This is a genomic window from Streptomyces sp. NPDC086766 (assembly GCF_044746005.1).
GTDB lineage: Bacteria > Actinomycetota > Actinomycetes > Streptomycetales > Streptomycetaceae > Streptomyces.
This window is the reverse complement of sequence record NZ_JBIVBI010000008.1, coordinates 143,662-159,419: the sequence shown is the minus strand read 5'-3', so window position 1 is coordinate 159,419 and position 15,758 is coordinate 143,662. Positions and strand designations below refer to the sequence as shown.

Sequence of the window (15,758 nt, the reverse complement as noted above, 5' to 3'; positions counted from 1 at the left end):
GCACATCGCGCCACTCCGCCCTGCCCGCTTCCCAGGGCGCCGCTGCCGACCCGGCCGCCCTCCTTCGCGAACGTCGTGTAGAAACCGGTGGAGTTCATCTCAGAAGTCCCACCCGTCGTCCTCGGCCTCGTCCCGGACCGGCTCCGGCGCGGCGAACGACTCGCCCACCATGCCCGCGGTCAGCGTGGTGCCGTCGCTCGGGTCGATCAGGATGAACGAGCCGGTGCGGCGCGAGTCGGCGTAGGAGTCGACCGGCAGCGGCTCGGCGGTGCGGATCTTCACCCGGCCGATGTCGTTGGCCGCGAGGTGTCCCGGGTGCGGGTGCAGGGACAGGTCGTCGAGGGTGAGGCGGGAGGGGATGTCCTTGACGATCGCCTTGACCGTGCGGGTGCCGTGCTTGAGCAGCACCCGGTGGCCGACGGTCAGCGGCTGGTCGGCGACGTGGCAGACGGTCGCCTCCACGTCCTGCGTGGTCGCGGGCGCGTCCTTGCTCGGCACGATCAGGTCGCCGCGCGAGACGTCGACGTCGTCCTCCAGCCGGACGGTCACCGACTGCGTCGTCCAGGCCACGTCGACCGGCTCGCCGAGCAGGTCGATGCCGCTGATCCGCGAGGTGCGCCCCGAGGGCAGGACCGTGACCCGCTCGCCGACCCGGAAGCTGCCGGCGGCGATCTGGCCCGCGTAGCCCCGGTAGTCCGGCAGTTCGGCGGTCTGCGGGCGGATCACGTACTGCACGGGCAGACGCGCGTGGCAGTGCGCCAGGTCGTGGCTGACCGGCACGGTCTCCAGGTGTTCCAGGACGGTGGGGCCGCCGTACCAGTCCATGGTCGCGGACGCCTCCACCACGTTGTCCCCGGCGAGCGCGGAGATCGGGATCGCGGTGACCTCCGGGACGCCCAGTTCGGTCGCGTACGCCGTGAACTCCTCGGCGATCTGGGCGAACACGGACTCCCGGTAGCCGACCAGGTCCATCTTGTTCACGGCGAGGACGACGTGCGGGACGCGCAGCAGGGCGGCGATCGCGGCGTGCCGGCGGGTCTGCTCGACCACGCCGTTGCGGGCGTCGACCAGGATCACCGTCAGCTCGGCCGTCGACGCGCCGGTGACCATGTTCCGGGTGTACTGCACATGGCCCGGGGTGTCGGCGAGGATGAACCGGCGGCGCGCGGTGGCGAAGTAGCGGTACGCCACGTCGATGGTGATGCCCTGCTCCCGCTCGGCGCGCAGGCCGTCCGTGAGGAGCGCGAGGTCCGGCCCCTGCTGCCCGCGGCCGGCCGAGGCGCGCTCCACGGCCTCCAGCTGGTCGGCCAGGACCGACTTGGAGTCGTGCAGCAGACGGCCGACCAGGGTCGACTTGCCGTCGTCGACGGACCCCGCGGTGGCGAACCGCAGCAGGGTGGTCTCCGACAGCTGCTCGACCGACAGCGGCTCGGTGGGTTCGGTGGTGCTGGTCATGGCTAGAAGTACCCCTCGCGCTTGCGGTCTTCCATCGCGGCCTCGGAGAGCTTGTCGTCGGCGCGGGTCGCCCCGCGCTCGGTCAGCCGGGACGCGGCGATCTCGGCGATGACCGCCTCCAGCGTCACCGCGTCGGAGTCGACCGCGCCCGTGCACGACATGTCGCCGACGGTCCGGTAGCGCACCCGGCGCTTCTCCACGGTCTCGCCGTCCTTCGGGCCGCCCCACTCGCCCGCCGTCAGCCACATCCCGGACCGCCGGAACACCTCCCGCTCGTGCGCGAAGTAGATCTCCGGCAGCTCGATGCCCTCCCGGGCGATGTACTGCCAGACGTCCAGCTCGGTCCAGTTGGACAGCGGGAACACCCGCACGTGCTCTCCGGGCGCGTGCCGCCCGTTGTAGAGGTTCCACAGCTCGGGGCGCTGGCGCCGGGGATCCCACTGGGAGAACTCGTCGCGCAGCGAGAACACCCGCTCCTTGGCGCGCGCCTTCTCCTCGTCGCGGCGGCCGCCGCCGAAGACCGCGTCGAACCGCTCGCTCTGGATCTTCTCCGTCAGCGGCAGCGTCTGCAGCGGGTTGCGGGTGCCGTCGGGGCGCTCCTTGAGCACACCGCGGTCGATGTAGTCCTGCACGGAGGCCACGTGCAGCCGCAGGCCGTGCCGGGCCACCGCGCGGTCGCGGTAGTCGATGACCTCGGGGAAGTTGTGCCCGGTGTCGACGTGCAGCAGCGCGAACGGCACCGGCGCGGGCGTGAAGGCCTTCAGCGCCAGGTGCAGCATGAGGATGGAGTCCTTGCCGCCGGAGAAGAGGATCACCGGGTTCTCGAACTCCCCCGCGACCTCGCGGAAGATGTGCACCGCCTCGGACTCCAGGGCGTCCAGGTGGGAGAGCGCGTACGGGCTCCGGGTGCCGTCCTGGAGCTCGGTGGCGGTCGTCATGCCAGTCCCCTTTCACTGAGCAGGGCGTACACCGACGCCGCGGACTCCTGCACGCTCTGGTGCTGCGAATCGATCCGCAGATCGGGCGACTCGGGCTCCTGGTACGGGTCGTCGACCCCGGTCAGGCCGGTCAGGTCGCCCGCCGCCTGCCGGGCGTACAGGCCCTTCACATCGCGCACGGAGCACACCTCCACCGGGGTCGCCACGTGCACCTCCAGGTAGGCCGTCCCGTTGGTCTCGTGCCGCTTGCGCACCGCGTCGCGGCTGTCCGCGTACGGCGCGATCACCGGGACCAGCGCGGTCACGCCGTTGCGGGCGAGGAGTTCGGCGACGAAGCCGATGCGCTGCACGTTGGTGTGCCGGTCCTCACGGCCGAAGCCGAGGCCCGCGGAGAGGAACTCGCGGATCTCGTCGCCGTCGAGCACCTCGACGCGGTGGCCCTCCGCACGCAGCCGGCCGGCCAGCTCGTGCGCGATGGTGGTCTTGCCGGCACTCGGCAGACCCGTGAGCCAGACGGTGGCTCCGGTGGTCACGTGGGACTCCTGATTCGTAGAGAGCTCGGTCATGGTCAGCCGTGCAGCCCGCACTCGGTCTTGGCGCGTCCCGCCCAGCGGCCGGCGCGCGCGTCCTCGCCCTCCAGCACCCGCCGGGTGCAGGGGGCGCAGCCGACGGAGGCGTACCCGTCCATCAGCAACGGGTTGGTGAGCACGCCGTGTTCGGCGACGTAGGCGTCCACGTCGGCCTGGCTCCAGCGGGCGATGGGCGAGATCTTGACCTTGCGCCGCCGGTCGTCCCAGCCCACGACCGGGGTGCCCGCCCGGGTCGGGGACTCGTCGCGGCGCAGCCCGGTCGCCCAGGCCCGGTAGCCCGCGAGCCCCTCCTCCAGCGGCCGCACCTTGCGCAGCCGGCAGCACAGGTCGGGGTCGCGGTCGTGCAGCTTCGGGCCGTACTCGGCGTCCTGCTCGGCGACCGTCTGCCGCGGGGTGAGCGTGATGACGTTGACGTCCATCACGGCCTTCACCGCGTCACGGGTGCCGATGGTCTCCGGGAAGTGGTAGCCGGTGTCCAGGAACACCACGTCCACGCCCGGCAGGGCACGGGAGGCGAGATGGGCGACCACCGCGTCCTCCATGGACGAGGTGACGCAGAACCGCCTGCCGAAGGTCCGCGCCGCCCACTGGAGGATCTCCGGCGCGGAGGCGTCCTCCAGGTCCCGGCCCGCCTGCTCGGCCAGCGCCTTCAGGTCCTGGTCGGTGGGTTCTTCCTGCGTGGTCGTCATATCCGCTCGTCCCCTCGGTCGTCGGCCCGCCTCAGCCCCCGCGCCAGCAGCCCCAGGAACTTCAGCCGGAAGGCCCGGTTGCACGCCCCGCATTCCCACGCGCCGTGGCCCTCCTCGCTCGGCCGCAGGTCCTCCTCGCCGCAGTAGGGGCAGTGGAAGGGCACCGCACGCTCGCTCACGACAGCGCCTCCTCGGAGGCGCGGGCGGCCCAGGCGGCGAAGCGCTCGCCGTCCTCGCGCTCCGCCTGGTAGCGCCTGAGGACGCGCTCGACGTAGTCGGGCAGCTCCTCCGAAGTGACCTTCAGGCCGCGGACCTTGCGGCCGAACCCGGCCTCCAGGCCCAGCGCGCCGCCCAGGTGCACCTGGAAGCCCTCGACCTGCTCGCCCTTGTCGTCGACGACGAGCTGGCCCTTGAGACCGATGTCCGCGACCTGGATACGGGCGCAGGCGTTCGGGCAGCCGTTGAGGTTGATGGTGATCGGCTCGTCGAAGTCCGGCAGGCGGCGCTCCAGTTCGTCGATCAGGTGGGAGCCGCGGGCCTTGGTCTCGACGATCGCAAGCTTGCAGAACTCGATACCGGTGCAGGCCATGGTGCCGCGCCGGAACGAGGACGGCCGGGCGGTCAGGTCCAGCGCCTCCAGGCCGTCGACCAGGGAGTCGACCTGCTCCTCCGCGACGTCGAGGACGATCATCTTCTGCTCGACGGTGGTGCGGATCCGTCCCGAGCCGTGCGACTCGGCCAGGTCGGCGATCTTCGTCAGGGTCGCGCCGTCGACGCGGCCGACCCGCGGGGCGAAACCGACGTAGAACCGGCCGTCGCGCTGGCGGTGCACGCCGATGTGGTCGCGCCACCGCTGCACGGGCTGCTCGGGGGCGGGACCGTCGGTCAGCTTCCGCCCCAGGTACTCGTCCTCCAGCACCTGGCGGAACTTCTCTGCGCCCCAGTCGGCGACGAGGAACTTCAGCCGGGCCCGGTTGCGCAGCCGGCGGTAGCCGTGGTCGCGGAAGATCGACAGCACGCCCTCGTAGACGTCCGGGACCTCGTCCAGCGGCACCCAGGCGCCCAGCCGCACGCCCAGCTTGGGGTTGGTGGACAGGCCGCCGCCGACCCACAGGTCGAAGCCCGGCCCGTGCTCGGGGTGGCGGACGCCGACGAACGCGACGTCGTTGATCTCGTGGACCACGTCCAGCACGGGCGAACCCGAGATGGCCGTCTTGAACTTCCGCGGGAGGTTCGAGTACGCCGGGTTGCCGAGCACCCGGCGCTTCATCTCCTCCAGCGCGGGGGTGCCGTCGATGATCTCGTCCTCGGCGATGCCGGCGACCGGGGAGCCGATCATCACGCGGGGCGTGTCGCCGCAGGCGGTCACCGTGGACAGCCCCACGGCCTCCAGCCGGTTCCAGATCTCGGGCACGTCCTCGATGCGGATCCAGTGGTACTGCACGTTCTGCCGGTCGGTGATGTCGGCGGTGCCGCGCGCGAACTCCTGCGAGATCTCGCCGATCACGCGCAGCTGCCGCGTCGTCAGCGCGCCGCCGTCGACACGGACCCGCAGCATGAAGTAGCGGTCGTCCAGCTCCTCCGGCTCCAGGACCGCGGTCTTGCCGCCGTCGATCCCGGGCTTGCGCTGGGTGTAGAGGCCCCACCAGCGCATCCGGCCGCGCAGGTCGCTGGGGTCGATCGAGTCGAAGCCACGCTTGGAGTAGATCGTCTCAATACGTGTCCGCACATTGAGACCGTCGTCGTCCTTCTTGACCTGCTCGTTGCCGTTGAGCGGGGTGAAGTGGCCCGCGGCCCACTGACCTTCGCCACGGTGACGGCTCACCTTGCGGCGGGGAGTCGCGGCGGCGGGCTTCTGCGGGGTGGCGGCCATGGCTGATACGTCCTTCGGGACTTCGGAACAGGCAGGAAACGGCCCTGACCTGCACGGATGTACGCAGGGGGCACCCGCGTGCGTCAGTGCGCGGCAGGTGGCGAAAGCGGGGAAGCGGCGTTGCTGGACCCGGGGCGACAGGCCTCAGGGGTCGGATCAGCTCGCCGGACAGATGGCGCTGGACATGCGGCCGAGGTCGACGTGCCGTCGACTCACCAAGGCGATTCCAGCTCCAGACATGACGGCAGCGTGGCACGGAGATCTGGAATCAGTCCAGCTTTATCCATCATGCGGACACCCTTGTCCCGGAATGCGGGACAAGGGTGTCGCCGGTCACAGGCCGCGGCCACGGCCCGGTCCCTGCAGGTCAGGCCGGGTACGCCCCGGGCCAGGGGCCCGGAGTGGCCACCTCCGGTTCCTCCTCGACCTGGGTGTCGAACAGCTTGAACCCGCGCCGCTCGTAGTTGTCCATCGCGTGCTCGCCGTCCTTGCTGCACGTGTGCACCCAGACCCGCTTGGTCGGCGCGAGCCCCGGCCACCGGTCGGCGAGGTCCCAGGCGCGGGCGGCGCCGTACGACAGCAGGTGCCCACCGATCCGGCGGCCCCGGAAGGCGGGGATCAGCCCGAAGTAGACGATCTCCACCACCCCGTCGTCCTGCGCCTCCAGCTCGATGTAGCCGGCCGGCGTCCCCCGGTCGTACGCCACCCAGGTCTCGACACCCGGCCGCTCCAGGTGCTCCCGCCACCGCGCGTACGACCAGCCGAGCCGGTCGGTCCAGCGGATGTCCCCGCCCACGGACGCGTACAGGAACCGGCTGAACTCGGGTGAGGGCACCTCGGAGCGGACGATCCGTACGTCTCCCTCGGGCGCGGCGGCGGGAAGGAGGTCGGTCGGGGCGGTCTGCTCCAGGGACCAGGTGGTCACGGCGATGTTCGTCATGCCGGTCAGGGAATCACCCGCCCCCGTCGGCTGTCGATCGAAGGTGACCACGGTCGCAGCGCGCTCCACGGGGGACGGCTATCGGAGCGCGCGCTCCAGGGAGGACAGCGGCACGGCGAACAGCGTCCGCCCCGACAGCGACCAGACCTCGCCGGTGCCCGGCCAGTAGGACAGCGACCCGGTGCCGTCGCCCCAGCAGCGGTGGGTGTCCTCGGAGCCGCACGTGGCCGCCTGCGCGCCCCGCGCGTCCTGCCGCCACAGCGTGCCGTGCCCGCCCCCGGAGCCGGGGACCCGGCCCAGGTACCAGCCGGGACGCGCGGACGGGCCCGTCCGGTACGACAGCACGCCCCGCACCCCGTCCGCCTTCGACTCGAACGCCTCGTCCGCGGTCACCGTCCCGGTGGAGCCCGCGGCCAGCAGGCCGGAGCGGGCCGGGTCCCGGCTGAAGGAGTACCGCCACAGGCGCGTGGGCCGGTCGCTGCCCCGGGGCCCCGCCTCGCTCGCGACCAGGCTGTCCGGAGCGGAGCCGCGGTCCAGCGACAGGCTGTCGGGACAGGGGGCGCCCGGCGCCGCCCGGTCGCATCCCGCGCCGACCGGGCGGTACGAGGCGACGGCGGGCAGCACCCAGCGGTAGCCGTGCGCCGACCAGCCGCCGGGCACCTTGCCGACCGCGTCCCCGGCGACGGTGGCGCGCTGGATGCGGTGGAGGTCGAAGACGTAGAGCGCGTTCCGCTCGGCGCCTGAGGCGGTGACCAGGAGCTTGTCCTGGTACCAGACCATGCCGGACACCCGCGAGACGAGCCCGCGGTAGTCGCGCCCGCCGTCGACCGGGACGGCGAGCAGGGCCCAGGTGTAGCTGAGGCGGGCCGGGTCGTTCGCGTCGACGAAGGCCACCCGGGCCAGCCCGCGGTCCGCGTCCGGGCCGCCACGGTGGGTCCAGCCGGAGAGGATCACCCGGTTCGTCCCCCACACGCCGTCGTCGTCGGCGTCGCCCGAGGTGGTCACCGACTCCGGCTGCCACAGACTCGTGGCCGCGTCGGCGGGGTCCCAGCAGTACGAGCGGGTGGGCTCGGGCGCGACCGGCAGCGCCTTGCGCTCCTCGCGGGTGCAGTCTGCCGCGCCGCGCAGCGTGCGGTCGGCGGCGCCCAGCACCGCGCCGACGCCGACCGGCCGTCCCATCGCCGCGGCCAGCCGGTCCAGGGACCGCTGCGGCACGCGCTGCTCGGTCAGCCGCAGCCGGCCGAGGTCGGCGGGGGAGGTGAGCGCCTTCAGGGCCCCGGGGCTGTCCTCGACCGTGGCCTGCGAGGCGCTGATCAGCGTGGCGGCGGCGGTGAGGGCGAGGGCCGTCCCGGACAGGACGGCACGCAGTGCCCTGCCCCGCCGGCGCCGGCGGTGTCGGCCGCGATGTTTCATGGACAACCTCCCGAGGCGGGCCAACTGCGCCGCAAGGTCCGTGCGTTGACCAAGGAGCAGGTGGGGCGACCCAGAGGCGATGCTACGGCAGTCCGGGGCGCCGCAGGTCTAAGACCCTGCAAATATGCGGAAGATGTCACCTAAAGGCCATCCGTACTCCCTCACGCGAACCTCTCACGGCACCCGGCCCCCCTCACGCCCGTTCCGCACCGTCCGTGCCGTCGAGTGCGGCAGCAGGTCGCGCGGGTCCTTTGGCAGCGCCATCTCGACCTCCGCGTCCTGGCCGAACCGGTACGGCCGGTGCTCCAGGAACGCCCCGAGATAGCGCCGTACCCGGGACATCTCGGCGCGCACGGTCACCCGGCGGGCCGGATCCCCGAAGACGTCCTCGGCCAGCTCCGCCGCGCTGCGGCCGGCCCGGTGCACGGCGAGCAGATACAGCAACTCCGCGTGGCGGGGACTCAATTCGTGGCTCCAGGAGCCCGCACCGCCGCAGACCGCCACCGACCAGCGGCGCGGCCCCGCCAGATCCAGCACGATCCGGGCCGCGCCCTGCCCGGCCGGCTCCTCGCCGGCCCGCACCAGCCAGCCGCCCGCCAGCGGCTCCAGACGGCACAGGCCGATCGCGGGCAGCCACCGGCGGCCCGCCGACGGCGACTTGGGCAGCACGATCCGCGGGGTGTACGGCATCCCCGCCACCGCCGCCGTCCAGCCGTCCCGGTCCACCACCGCCGCCCGGCCGCCCAGCCGGGCCAGCACCGGCGCCGCCACCGCGCGCAGCCGCTCCAGCGAGGCCAGATGCCGCTCCCGCAGCCTCGCCTCGGCCAGCTTGGCCACCGAGTCGACCCAGGCCAGCGTCGCCGGGTGCATGGTCTCCAGCGGGCCGCTGACGTCCACCACACCGAGCAGGCGCCCGTCCCGGGGGTCCGTGATCGGGGCGCCGGCGCAGGTCCAGGCCGCGTGCGAGCGGACGAAGTGCTCGGAGGCGAAGACCTGCACGGGTCCGCGCACCACCGCCGGGGTGCCCACGCCGTTGGTGCCGACGACGTCCTCCCGCCAGTCCGCGCCCAGTTCGAAACCCAGCCCGTCGGCCCGGCGCAGCACCGACGGGCTGCCCTCCCGCCACAGCACCCGGCCGTCCGCGTCGGCGACCACCATGATGTGGTGGGCGACGTCCGCCACCGACAGCAGACCCTGACGCAGCACCGGCAGCACCGGCCTGAGCGGCGAGGTCTCCCGGCGCCGCTCCACCTCCTCGCGGGGCAGCAGCCCGGCGCGGACGTCGCGGTCGGGATCGACCCCGCCGCGCAGCATGCGCTCCCAGGACTGCCCGATCACCGGCCGCGGAGGCATCCGCGTGCGCCGCCCGGCGAGCGCCGCGGAGCGCACCTCGCTGAGCACCCGTGCCGCCAGCGCCGTATCGGTGGCGGCGAGCTGCGTCACGTCCCTCGGCGCTTTCCCCACTGGGTCCTCCCGGAGACGGGGCCACGGGCAGCCGGTGACGGCGGCCCGTTTCGGCCAGGAACCGGCGCCCTCCCGGCTGTCCGGTTCATAGTGCCGCCCTGCGGTGACGGAAGGGCACAGTCCGGTCACGGCGTCAGGAAGTTGCAACCCCTTGCAACCCTGGTGGACGGACCCGTGCTGTTTGAAACTTGTGCGATGTCGCCCCGTGCGGCGTCCATGGCCTCGAACGGGCCGGGTCAGCGGGGGTGGTGCCGTGTCGGCGCAGCACCACCCCCGCGTCCCCTCCGGGCACCGCGGGAAGACCGGTCGGCCGGTCCCTTTCAGGACACCGGCCGCGCCCGCTCCACCACCGAGGCCAGGTCCAGGGTGTGCGGCAGGGTCCCGAAGGCCGACCCCCAGTCGCCGCCCAGACGCGAGGCGCAGAAGGCGTCCGCCACCGCCGACGGCGCGTACCGCACGAGCAGGGCACCCTGGAGCACCAGCGCCAGCCGCTCCACCAGGCGCCGGGCCCGCCCCTCGACGCCGTCCAGGTCGGCCAGTTCGGTGAGCAGGTTCTTGATCGCCCCGTCCAGGCGGTGGTCGGCGCCGCGCGCCAGGCCGACCTCCCGCAGATAGGCGTCGAGCGCCGCCGGCTCGCGCCGCAACGCCCGCAGCACGTCCAGCGCCTGGATGTTGCCGGCCCCCTCCCAGACGGAGTTGAGCGGCGACTCCCGCACCAGCCGGGCCATGCCCCACTCCTCGACGTACCCGTTGCCGCCCAGGCACTCGGAGGCCTCCACCGCGACCGGCGCGCACCGCTTGGTCACCCAGTACTTGGCCGCCGGGACCGCCAGCCGCAGGAAGGCCCGCGCCTGCTCGCCCCCGTCGTCGTAGGCGGCGGCCAGCCGCAGCGCCAGCGTCGTCGCGGCCTCCGACTCCAGCGCCAGGTCGGCCAGCACGTTGCGCATCAGCGGCTTGTCCACCAGCGGGCCGCCGAAGGCACTGCGGTGGGTGCAGTGGTGGACCGCCTGCGCGACGGCCTGCCGCATCAGCCCCGCCGAGCCGAGCGCGCAGTCGAGGCGGGTCGCCGCCACCATCTCGATGATGGTGCGCACCCCGCGCCCCTCCTCGCCGACCCGGCGCGCCCAGGTGCCGTCGAACTCGACCTCGGCGGACGCGTTGGAGCGGTTGCCCAGCTTGTCCTTGAGCCGCTGGATCAGGAACACGTTCCGCGTGCCGTCCTCCAGCACCCGCGGGACCAGGAAGCACGTCAGCCCGCCCGGGGCCTGCGCCAGCACCAGGAAGGCGTCCGACATCGGCGCCGAGCAGAACCACTTGTGCCCCGTCAGCTCGTACGCGCCGTCCTCGGCGAGCGGCCGCGCGGCGGTGGCGTTGGCCCGCACGTCGCTGCCGCCCTGCTTCTCGGTCATGCCCATCCCGAACAGGACGCCGGCCTTGTGCCGGGCGGGCCGCAGCTCCCGGTCGTAGACCACCGACGTCAGCCGCGGCTCCCACTCGGCGGCCAGCTCCGGGTCGGTGCGCAGCGCGGGCACCGCCGCGTGCGTCATCGACAGCGGACAGCCGTTGCCCGCCTCGACCTGCGTCCAGACCACGAAGGCCGCCGCCCGCCGAACATGCCCGGCCGGCTGCGCCCAGGCCGCCGTGAGGCCCGCCGAGACGCCCTTGCCGAGCAGCCGGTGCCAGGCCGGGTGGAACTCGACCTCGTCGACCCGGCGGCCGTGGCGGTCGTGGGTGCGCAGGCGCGGCGGGTTCTCGTTGGCCTGCGTCCCCCACTCCTGCAGCTGGGCCGAGCCCGCCGCCCGGCCGAGCGCCGACAGCTCGCCGCGCACCTCGTCCAGCAGGTCCGCCCCGACATGCCGCCCGACGGCCTCGGCCAGGGCACGGTCGGTGGCGAATACGTCGTGGCCCGAAAGGGGCGGCGCCTGGTTGGTCACGGTATGAGTGCTGGCTGCCATGGAACGGAACCTACCCCGAGGTACGGCGCCGGTCACCAGACGGCCGCCGCGGGCGGCCCGCCCCCGGTGTCCTGCCTGGTCGACGCCCCCCCCGGGGGGTGGGTGCAGCCGGACGGGACGGAGATACCTTTGGGTCGTGCAGCCAGCAAGCGAAACCCCCGACGGTCCCTCCGGCCGACTCCACCGGGCACGGGCCCTCTACCGGAACGTGTCCAAACGCAGGACCGCCTGGCTGCTGCTGAAGGACACCGTCAACTCGTGCATGGAGTACCGGATCCTCGGCCTCGCCGCCGAGGCGGCCTTCTTCTCCCTGCTCTCCGTGCCGCCGCTGCTGCTCAGCCTGATCGCCCTGCTCTTCTACGTCGACGCCTGGACCGGCGCGAACACCATCGGCAGCCTGGAGCGCAACATCCTCGACGCCTCCCGCACGGTCCTGTCCGACCAGGGCGTCAAGGAGATCACCCAGCCGATCCTGCGCGACGTCATGAAGGGCGGCCGGCCCGACGTGATCTCGATCGGCTTCCTGCTCGCCCTGTGGTCGGGCTCCCGCGCGGTGAACGTCTTCATCGACACCATCACCGTGATGTACGGCCTCGACGGCGTCCGGGGCATCGTGAAGACCCGGATGCTGTCCTTCGGGCTGTTCGTCGTGGCCCTGCTGGTCGGCTCGATCGCGCTGCCGCTGATGGTGGCGGGCCCGGACGCGGTGGTGCGGATCGTGCCGTGGTCGACGACCCTCGTGCAGATCCTGTACTGGCCCGTCGTGATCGTCCTGTCCATCGCCTTCCTGACCACGCTCTACCACGTCTCCGTCCCGGTGCGCTCCCCGTGGATCGAGGACGTGCCCGGCGCCCTGGTCGCCCTGGCCATGTGGGTGGTGTGCAGCTTCCTGCTGCGCATCTACCTCACCAGCACCGTCGAGGGCCCCACCATCTACGGCTCGCTGGCCGCGCCGGTCGCCGTGCTGCTGTGGATCGGGGTGTCCGCGTTCGCCGTGCTCGTCGGGGCGGCGGTGAACGCCGCCATCGACCGGGTCTGGCCGGCCGCCGCCACGGCCGCCGCCCGCGCCGCCAACGAGCGGGTCCGCGAGGCGCAGATCACCGAGTACGTCGCCCGTGCCGCCGCGGCCCGCGAGGCCGACCCCGACGACCCCGACATGCCGTCCGAGTTCCCGGAGCGCTGGTCCCGCTTCCTGCCCCCGGAGGACCTGTCGGCGCGGCTGCGCACCCATGTGAAGAGCACCCATGTGAAGAGTGCGCACAAGGACGACCCGGACGGGTCCGCGCACGGGAAGTGACGGGCGGGGGCGCCCGAGGGACGGGGTTCGCCGACGGCGGGGGTTCGCCGACGGCGGGGGTTCGCCGAGGGACCGGGTCCCCCGGCGGCGGCGCCCGGCGCCGATCAAACCGCCGCGGCCCCGCCCGGCTCGGGCAGGCCGGATGCCGCACGGCCGCCCCGCGGCGCTGCGGGCGCCGACGGACGTCCGCCCCCGGGCGTAGCCTGGCGTGCGTGGCGGCGGAGATCCTCGGGCAGGCGTCCGGATACGCGGAACGGCCGTCCCGGCTGCCCGGTGCCGTGGTGTGGACGAACGTTCCCGCCGCCGGGGCGCGGCCGGTGCTGCCCGACGGGTGCATGGACCTGCTGTGGACCGAGGGGCGGCTGCTCGTCGCCGGGCCGGACACGCGCGCCCACGTCCCCGGGGGCACCGCCGCGCGCTGGGCCGGCGTGCGGTTCCTCCCCGGCACGGCGCCCGCCCTCCTCGGCGTGCCCGCCCACGAACTGCGCGACCGGCGCGTCGAGCTGGCCGACCTCTGGCCCGCCGCGGTCGTACGGCGGCTGCGCGGACGGATCGACGCGGCGCCCGACCCCGCGGCCGCCCTCGAAGAGGTGGCCCTGTGGCGCGCCGCCGAGGCGGACCCGCCCGACCCGCTGACGGCACGGATCGTCGCCGCCCTGGACGCGGGCCGCCCGGTCGCCGCGACCGCCGACGAACTCGGCCTCGGCGTACGCCAGTTGCACCGCCGCTCGCGCGACGCCTTCGGCTACGGCCCCAAGACGCTGGCCCGCGTGCTGCGGCTGCAGCGGGCCCTGGCGTGGGCCCGGGCCGGCGTGCCCCTCGCGGAGACGGCGCTCCGGGCCGGCTTCGCGGACCAGGCCCATCTGGCCCGCGACGTCAGGGAGCTGGCGGGGATGCCGCTCGGGCGGCTACTGGGCGGCCGCGGGTAGCGGGGCGAACAGGTCGACGCCGTTGCCGTCCGGGTCGTGCACCACCGCGTAGCGCATCCCCCAGAAGGCGTCCCACGGCTTCAGCTCCCCGTGGTACCCGGCGCCGACCAGGTCCTCGTACACGGCGTCCACGCCGGCGGGCGTGTCGCACCGGAACGCCAGGGAGATCCGCCCGCCCCCGGCCGGCGGCCGCCAGGCCGGGTAGAAGGAGCGGACGGTGTCCTCGGTGTCCAGCGCGAGCGTCGCGCCGCCGGGCAGCGCGGCCTCGACGTGCGGCTCTTCCTCGGCGCCCTCGGGGAAGACGAGTCCGAGCCTGCGGTAGAAGGCCAGGGAGGCCGCCAGGTCGGAGGCGACCAGGCCGATCACGGCGAATCGTGGAGTCATGGCGCCACCGTAGGCACCCGCGCCGCCGCCGGTCTTGAAGGAATCGGACACGGACCCTCAGCCGAAGGTCACCGGCCCCCGCGGCGTGTCCACCGTGAAGGAGAACCCCGCCGGGCCCTTCGCGAGCCGCAGCTCGGCGTCCACGGCGGACAGCAGCGGGCGCAGCTCGTCCGGGTCGGGGGCGGTGGCGGACAGCTCGAGCAGCGGAGTGGCGGGCAGTCCCGAGGCGGTCGGATGGGTGGAGGACCCCCAGTCGATGAGGAAGGGCACCAGGCCGGAGGGATGCCCGGTGCCGTCGGTCAGCCGCCATCGCAGCAGAACGCCGTCGGGGCGGCGCCGGCTCATCTCCCGGACCTCGCCCGGGTCGTAGCCGCGGCTCCGGGCGCGCGCGACCGCGGCGTCCAGGTCGGGCGGGCTGATCGCCCAGGTGATCGTCCGCGCCGAGTCGACCCCGTCCACCCCGAAGGGGCGCGGCCCCGGCGGCACGGGCTGCCCGGGGTCCGGGCCCAGGATCTCCAGATAGCGGGAACCGCCCAGGCCCACCAGGTGGTTGCGGGTGCCGAGCCCGACGTGGACGCCGCCGGCCGCGGGGGTCACACCGGTGCGCCGGGTGAACTCGGCGACGGTGGCCGCCAGATCGGGGGTCGCGAGGACCAGGTGGTCCAGCGTCGCGGGAACGGCGTTCATCCCGGCTCAGGCTACGCGGCCCCGGCCCGTCCGGCGCGGGGAACGGCGGCACCGGCGCAGGGCGACCGGGGCCGCGACGGCCGGGAAGTGTCCGGCCGTCGCGACGTACCGCGTTTCCGCCCGGGCCGGGCTCAGGCGATCCGGGCCAGATCCGCGCGCCGCACCTCGCGGGCCGGAGGCAGGCCCGCGGCCAGGCGTTCCAGCTCCTCGGTGACGGCCCGCCCGAGACGCTCCAGCTCGTTGCCGAGCGACCCGGCGATGTGCGGGGTGAGGAAGACGTTCGGCAGGGTGTGCAGCGGGGAGTCCGCGGGCAGCGGCTCGGGCTCGGTGACGTCCAGGATCGCCCGCAGGCGGCCGGAGACCAGCTCGTCGGTGAGGGCGTCGTGGTCGACGAGCGCGCCCCGGCCCGTGTTGACCAGGACGCCGCCGTCCGGGATCAGCGCGAGCCGCGCCCGGTCGAGCAGCCGGCGGGTCCCGGGCAGGTCGGGCGCGTGCAGGCTGACGATGTCGCTGCGGCGCAGCAGGTCCTCCAGCGGCAGCGGCTCGGCGCCCAGCGCGGCGGACTCCGCGGCGTCCACCCAGGGGTCGTGGAGCAGCACCTCGAAGTCGTGCGGCCGCAGCAGCTCCAGCAGGCGGCGGCCCACCCGCGAGGCGCCGACGATCCCGATCCGGCGGCCGGCGTTGCCGAGGCCGGCCGTCTCGGCGGCCGAGGGGTGCGCGTGGGTCGCGCGGTAGCGCTCGCGCAGGGCGAAGGCGTCCTTCCCGGCGAGCAGGATCATCGCGAGCGTGTACTCCGCGACCGGCACCGCGTTGGCCCCCGCGGCACTGGAGACGGCGATCCCGCGCTCCCACACGGCCTCGCCGATCAGCGGACGGACGGAGCCCGCGGCATGGAGGACCGCCCGCAGCCGGGGCGCCGCGGCCAGCGCGTCCGGGCCGATACGCGGGCAGCCCCAGCCGGTGATCAGCACCTCGGCGCACGCGAGCGCCGGCGCGGCGGCGGGATCGGCGAAGTCCCGCACGACGAGCGCGGGATCGAGCCGCGCCGAACGCCGCAACCGGGCCATGAGAGGGGGCGGGAAGAGCCTGGGGAGGTGCACCGGATCCATGGCGAGGACGGCGTTGAGCGGACGGTCCTTCGGCG

Annotated in this window: 16 protein-coding genes; 2 read left to right on the top strand and 14 right to left on the bottom strand. The window is 74.0% G+C overall.

Annotation, left to right across the window (positions count from 1 at the left end; all coding sequences use genetic code 11):
* Positions 1 to 99: 99 nt before the first annotated feature.
* From ACIPM1_RS17555 to ACIPM1_RS17505, 11 genes are all read right to left on the bottom strand, one after another.
* Positions 100 to 1,455: a sulfate adenylyltransferase subunit 1 gene (locus tag ACIPM1_RS17555; protein ID WP_402435182.1), complete on the bottom strand. Its 1,356-nt coding sequence runs from the start codon at positions 1,453 to 1,455 to the stop codon at positions 100 to 102.
* Between the two features lie 2 nt (positions 1,456 to 1,457).
* Positions 1,458 to 2,393 carry a sulfate adenylyltransferase subunit CysD gene (gene cysD / locus ACIPM1_RS17550; RefSeq protein WP_402435179.1) on the bottom strand — a complete coding sequence of 312 codons (936 nt, stop codon included), beginning with the start codon at positions 2,391 to 2,393 and terminating at the stop codon, positions 1,458 to 1,460.
* Positions 2,390 to 2,959: an adenylyl-sulfate kinase gene (gene cysC / locus ACIPM1_RS17545; protein WP_402435176.1), complete on the bottom strand. Its 570-nt coding sequence runs from the start codon at positions 2,957 to 2,959 to the stop codon at positions 2,390 to 2,392. The genes cysD and cysC overlap by 4 nt, the downstream gene beginning before the upstream one ends.
* A gap of 2 nt (positions 2,960 to 2,961) precedes the next feature.
* On the bottom strand, positions 2,962 to 3,672 hold the full coding sequence (locus tag ACIPM1_RS17540; RefSeq protein ID WP_402435173.1) for a phosphoadenylyl-sulfate reductase: 711 nt from the start codon (positions 3,670 to 3,672) through the stop codon (positions 2,962 to 2,964).
* The gene (locus ACIPM1_RS17535) at positions 3,669 to 3,851 is read right to left on the bottom strand and encodes a hypothetical protein (protein WP_356184477.1); all 183 of its coding nucleotides are present in this window, start codon (positions 3,849 to 3,851) and stop codon (positions 3,669 to 3,671) included. The genes ACIPM1_RS17540 and ACIPM1_RS17535 overlap by 4 nt, the downstream gene beginning before the upstream one ends.
* Positions 3,848 to 5,545 carry a nitrite/sulfite reductase gene (locus ACIPM1_RS17530; RefSeq protein WP_402435169.1) on the bottom strand — a complete coding sequence of 566 codons (1,698 nt, stop codon included), beginning with the start codon at positions 5,543 to 5,545 and terminating at the stop codon, positions 3,848 to 3,850. The genes ACIPM1_RS17535 and ACIPM1_RS17530 overlap by 4 nt, the downstream gene beginning before the upstream one ends.
* A 156-nt stretch (positions 5,546 to 5,701) precedes the next feature.
* Positions 5,702 to 5,785: a putative leader peptide gene (locus tag ACIPM1_RS17525; RefSeq protein WP_365624005.1), complete on the bottom strand. Its 84-nt coding sequence runs from the start codon at positions 5,783 to 5,785 to the stop codon at positions 5,702 to 5,704.
* A 127-nt stretch (positions 5,786 to 5,912) separates the two neighbouring features.
* The gene (locus ACIPM1_RS17520) at positions 5,913 to 6,485 is read right to left on the bottom strand and encodes a GNAT family N-acetyltransferase (protein WP_402435166.1); all 573 of its coding nucleotides are present in this window, start codon (positions 6,483 to 6,485) and stop codon (positions 5,913 to 5,915) included.
* 78 nt (positions 6,486 to 6,563) lie between these two features.
* Positions 6,564 to 7,898, bottom strand: coding sequence for a hypothetical protein (locus tag ACIPM1_RS17515; protein WP_402435163.1), 1,335 nt, complete (start codon positions 7,896 to 7,898; stop codon positions 6,564 to 6,566).
* A 174-nt stretch (positions 7,899 to 8,072) separates the two neighbouring features.
* Complete coding sequence (locus tag ACIPM1_RS17510) at positions 8,073 to 9,341, bottom strand: GAF domain-containing protein (protein ID WP_402435160.1); 1,269 nt, start codon at positions 9,339 to 9,341, stop codon at positions 8,073 to 8,075.
* A gap of 341 nt (positions 9,342 to 9,682) precedes the next feature.
* Positions 9,683 to 11,317 (bottom strand): acyl-CoA dehydrogenase family protein, encoded by a 1,635-nt coding sequence (locus ACIPM1_RS17505; protein ID WP_402435157.1) that lies wholly within the window; start codon positions 11,315 to 11,317, stop codon positions 9,683 to 9,685.
* Between the two features lie 136 nt (positions 11,318 to 11,453).
* Between ACIPM1_RS17505 and ACIPM1_RS17500 the strand changes: the two genes are divergently transcribed.
* Both ACIPM1_RS17500 and ACIPM1_RS17495 read left to right on the top strand, forming a co-directional pair.
* A complete protein-coding gene (locus ACIPM1_RS17500) occupies positions 11,454 to 12,614 on the top strand; it encodes a YihY/virulence factor BrkB family protein (protein ID WP_402435154.1) in 1,161 nt (386 codons plus the stop codon).
* 212 nt (positions 12,615 to 12,826) lie between these two features.
* The gene (locus tag ACIPM1_RS17495; protein ID WP_402435151.1) at positions 12,827 to 13,543 is read left to right on the top strand and encodes a helix-turn-helix domain-containing protein; all 717 of its coding nucleotides are present in this window, start codon (positions 12,827 to 12,829) and stop codon (positions 13,541 to 13,543) included.
* Here the strand turns inward: ACIPM1_RS17495 and ACIPM1_RS17490 are convergent.
* From ACIPM1_RS17490 to ACIPM1_RS17480, 3 genes are all read right to left on the bottom strand, one after another.
* Positions 13,523 to 13,927 carry a VOC family protein gene (locus ACIPM1_RS17490; RefSeq protein ID WP_402435148.1) on the bottom strand — a complete coding sequence of 135 codons (405 nt, stop codon included), beginning with the start codon at positions 13,925 to 13,927 and terminating at the stop codon, positions 13,523 to 13,525. The genes ACIPM1_RS17495 and ACIPM1_RS17490 overlap by 21 nt on opposite strands.
* Positions 13,928 to 13,984: 57 nt before the next feature.
* A complete protein-coding gene (locus ACIPM1_RS17485) occupies positions 13,985 to 14,614 on the bottom strand; it encodes a VOC family protein (RefSeq protein WP_402435145.1) in 630 nt (209 codons plus the stop codon).
* 131 nt (positions 14,615 to 14,745) lie between these two features.
* Positions 14,746 to 15,723 (bottom strand): hydroxyacid dehydrogenase, encoded by a 978-nt coding sequence (locus tag ACIPM1_RS17480; RefSeq protein WP_402435494.1) that lies wholly within the window; start codon positions 15,721 to 15,723, stop codon positions 14,746 to 14,748.
* Positions 15,724 to 15,758 lie beyond the last annotated feature (35 nt).

What these genes read in the sequence shown, in the direction of transcription:
- ACIPM1_RS17555 (WP_402435182.1), bottom strand. Translation starts at nt 1,455, where the DNA reads ATGACCAGCACCACCGAACCCACCGAGCCGCTGTCGGTCGAGCAGCTG.
- cysD (WP_402435179.1), bottom strand. Translation starts at nt 2,393, where the DNA reads ATGACGACCGCCACCGAGCTCCAGGACGGCACCCGGAGCCCGTACGCG.
- cysC (WP_402435176.1), bottom strand. Translation starts at nt 2,959, where the DNA reads ATGACCGAGCTCTCTACGAATCAGGAGTCCCACGTGACCACCGGAGCC.
- ACIPM1_RS17540 (WP_402435173.1), bottom strand. Translation starts at nt 3,672, where the DNA reads ATGACGACCACGCAGGAAGAACCCACCGACCAGGACCTGAAGGCGCTG.
- ACIPM1_RS17530 (WP_402435169.1), bottom strand. Translation starts at nt 5,545, where the DNA reads ATGGCCGCCACCCCGCAGAAGCCCGCCGCCGCGACTCCCCGCCGCAAG.
- ACIPM1_RS17525 (WP_365624005.1), bottom strand. Translation starts at nt 5,785, where the DNA reads ATGTCTGGAGCTGGAATCGCCTTGGTGAGTCGACGGCACGTCGACCTC.
- ACIPM1_RS17520 (WP_402435166.1), bottom strand. Translation starts at nt 6,485, where the DNA reads ATGACGAACATCGCCGTGACCACCTGGTCCCTGGAGCAGACCGCCCCG.
- ACIPM1_RS17515 (WP_402435163.1), bottom strand. Translation starts at nt 7,898, where the DNA reads ATGAAACATCGCGGCCGACACCGCCGGCGCCGGCGGGGCAGGGCACTG.
- ACIPM1_RS17505 (WP_402435157.1), bottom strand. Translation starts at nt 11,317, where the DNA reads ATGGCAGCCAGCACTCATACCGTGACCAACCAGGCGCCGCCCCTTTCG.
- ACIPM1_RS17490 (WP_402435148.1), bottom strand. Translation starts at nt 13,927, where the DNA reads ATGACTCCACGATTCGCCGTGATCGGCCTGGTCGCCTCCGACCTGGCG.
- ACIPM1_RS17485 (WP_402435145.1), bottom strand. Translation starts at nt 14,614, where the DNA reads ATGAACGCCGTTCCCGCGACGCTGGACCACCTGGTCCTCGCGACCCCC.
- ACIPM1_RS17480 (WP_402435494.1), bottom strand. Translation starts at nt 15,723, where the DNA reads ATGGATCCGGTGCACCTCCCCAGGCTCTTCCCGCCCCCTCTCATGGCC.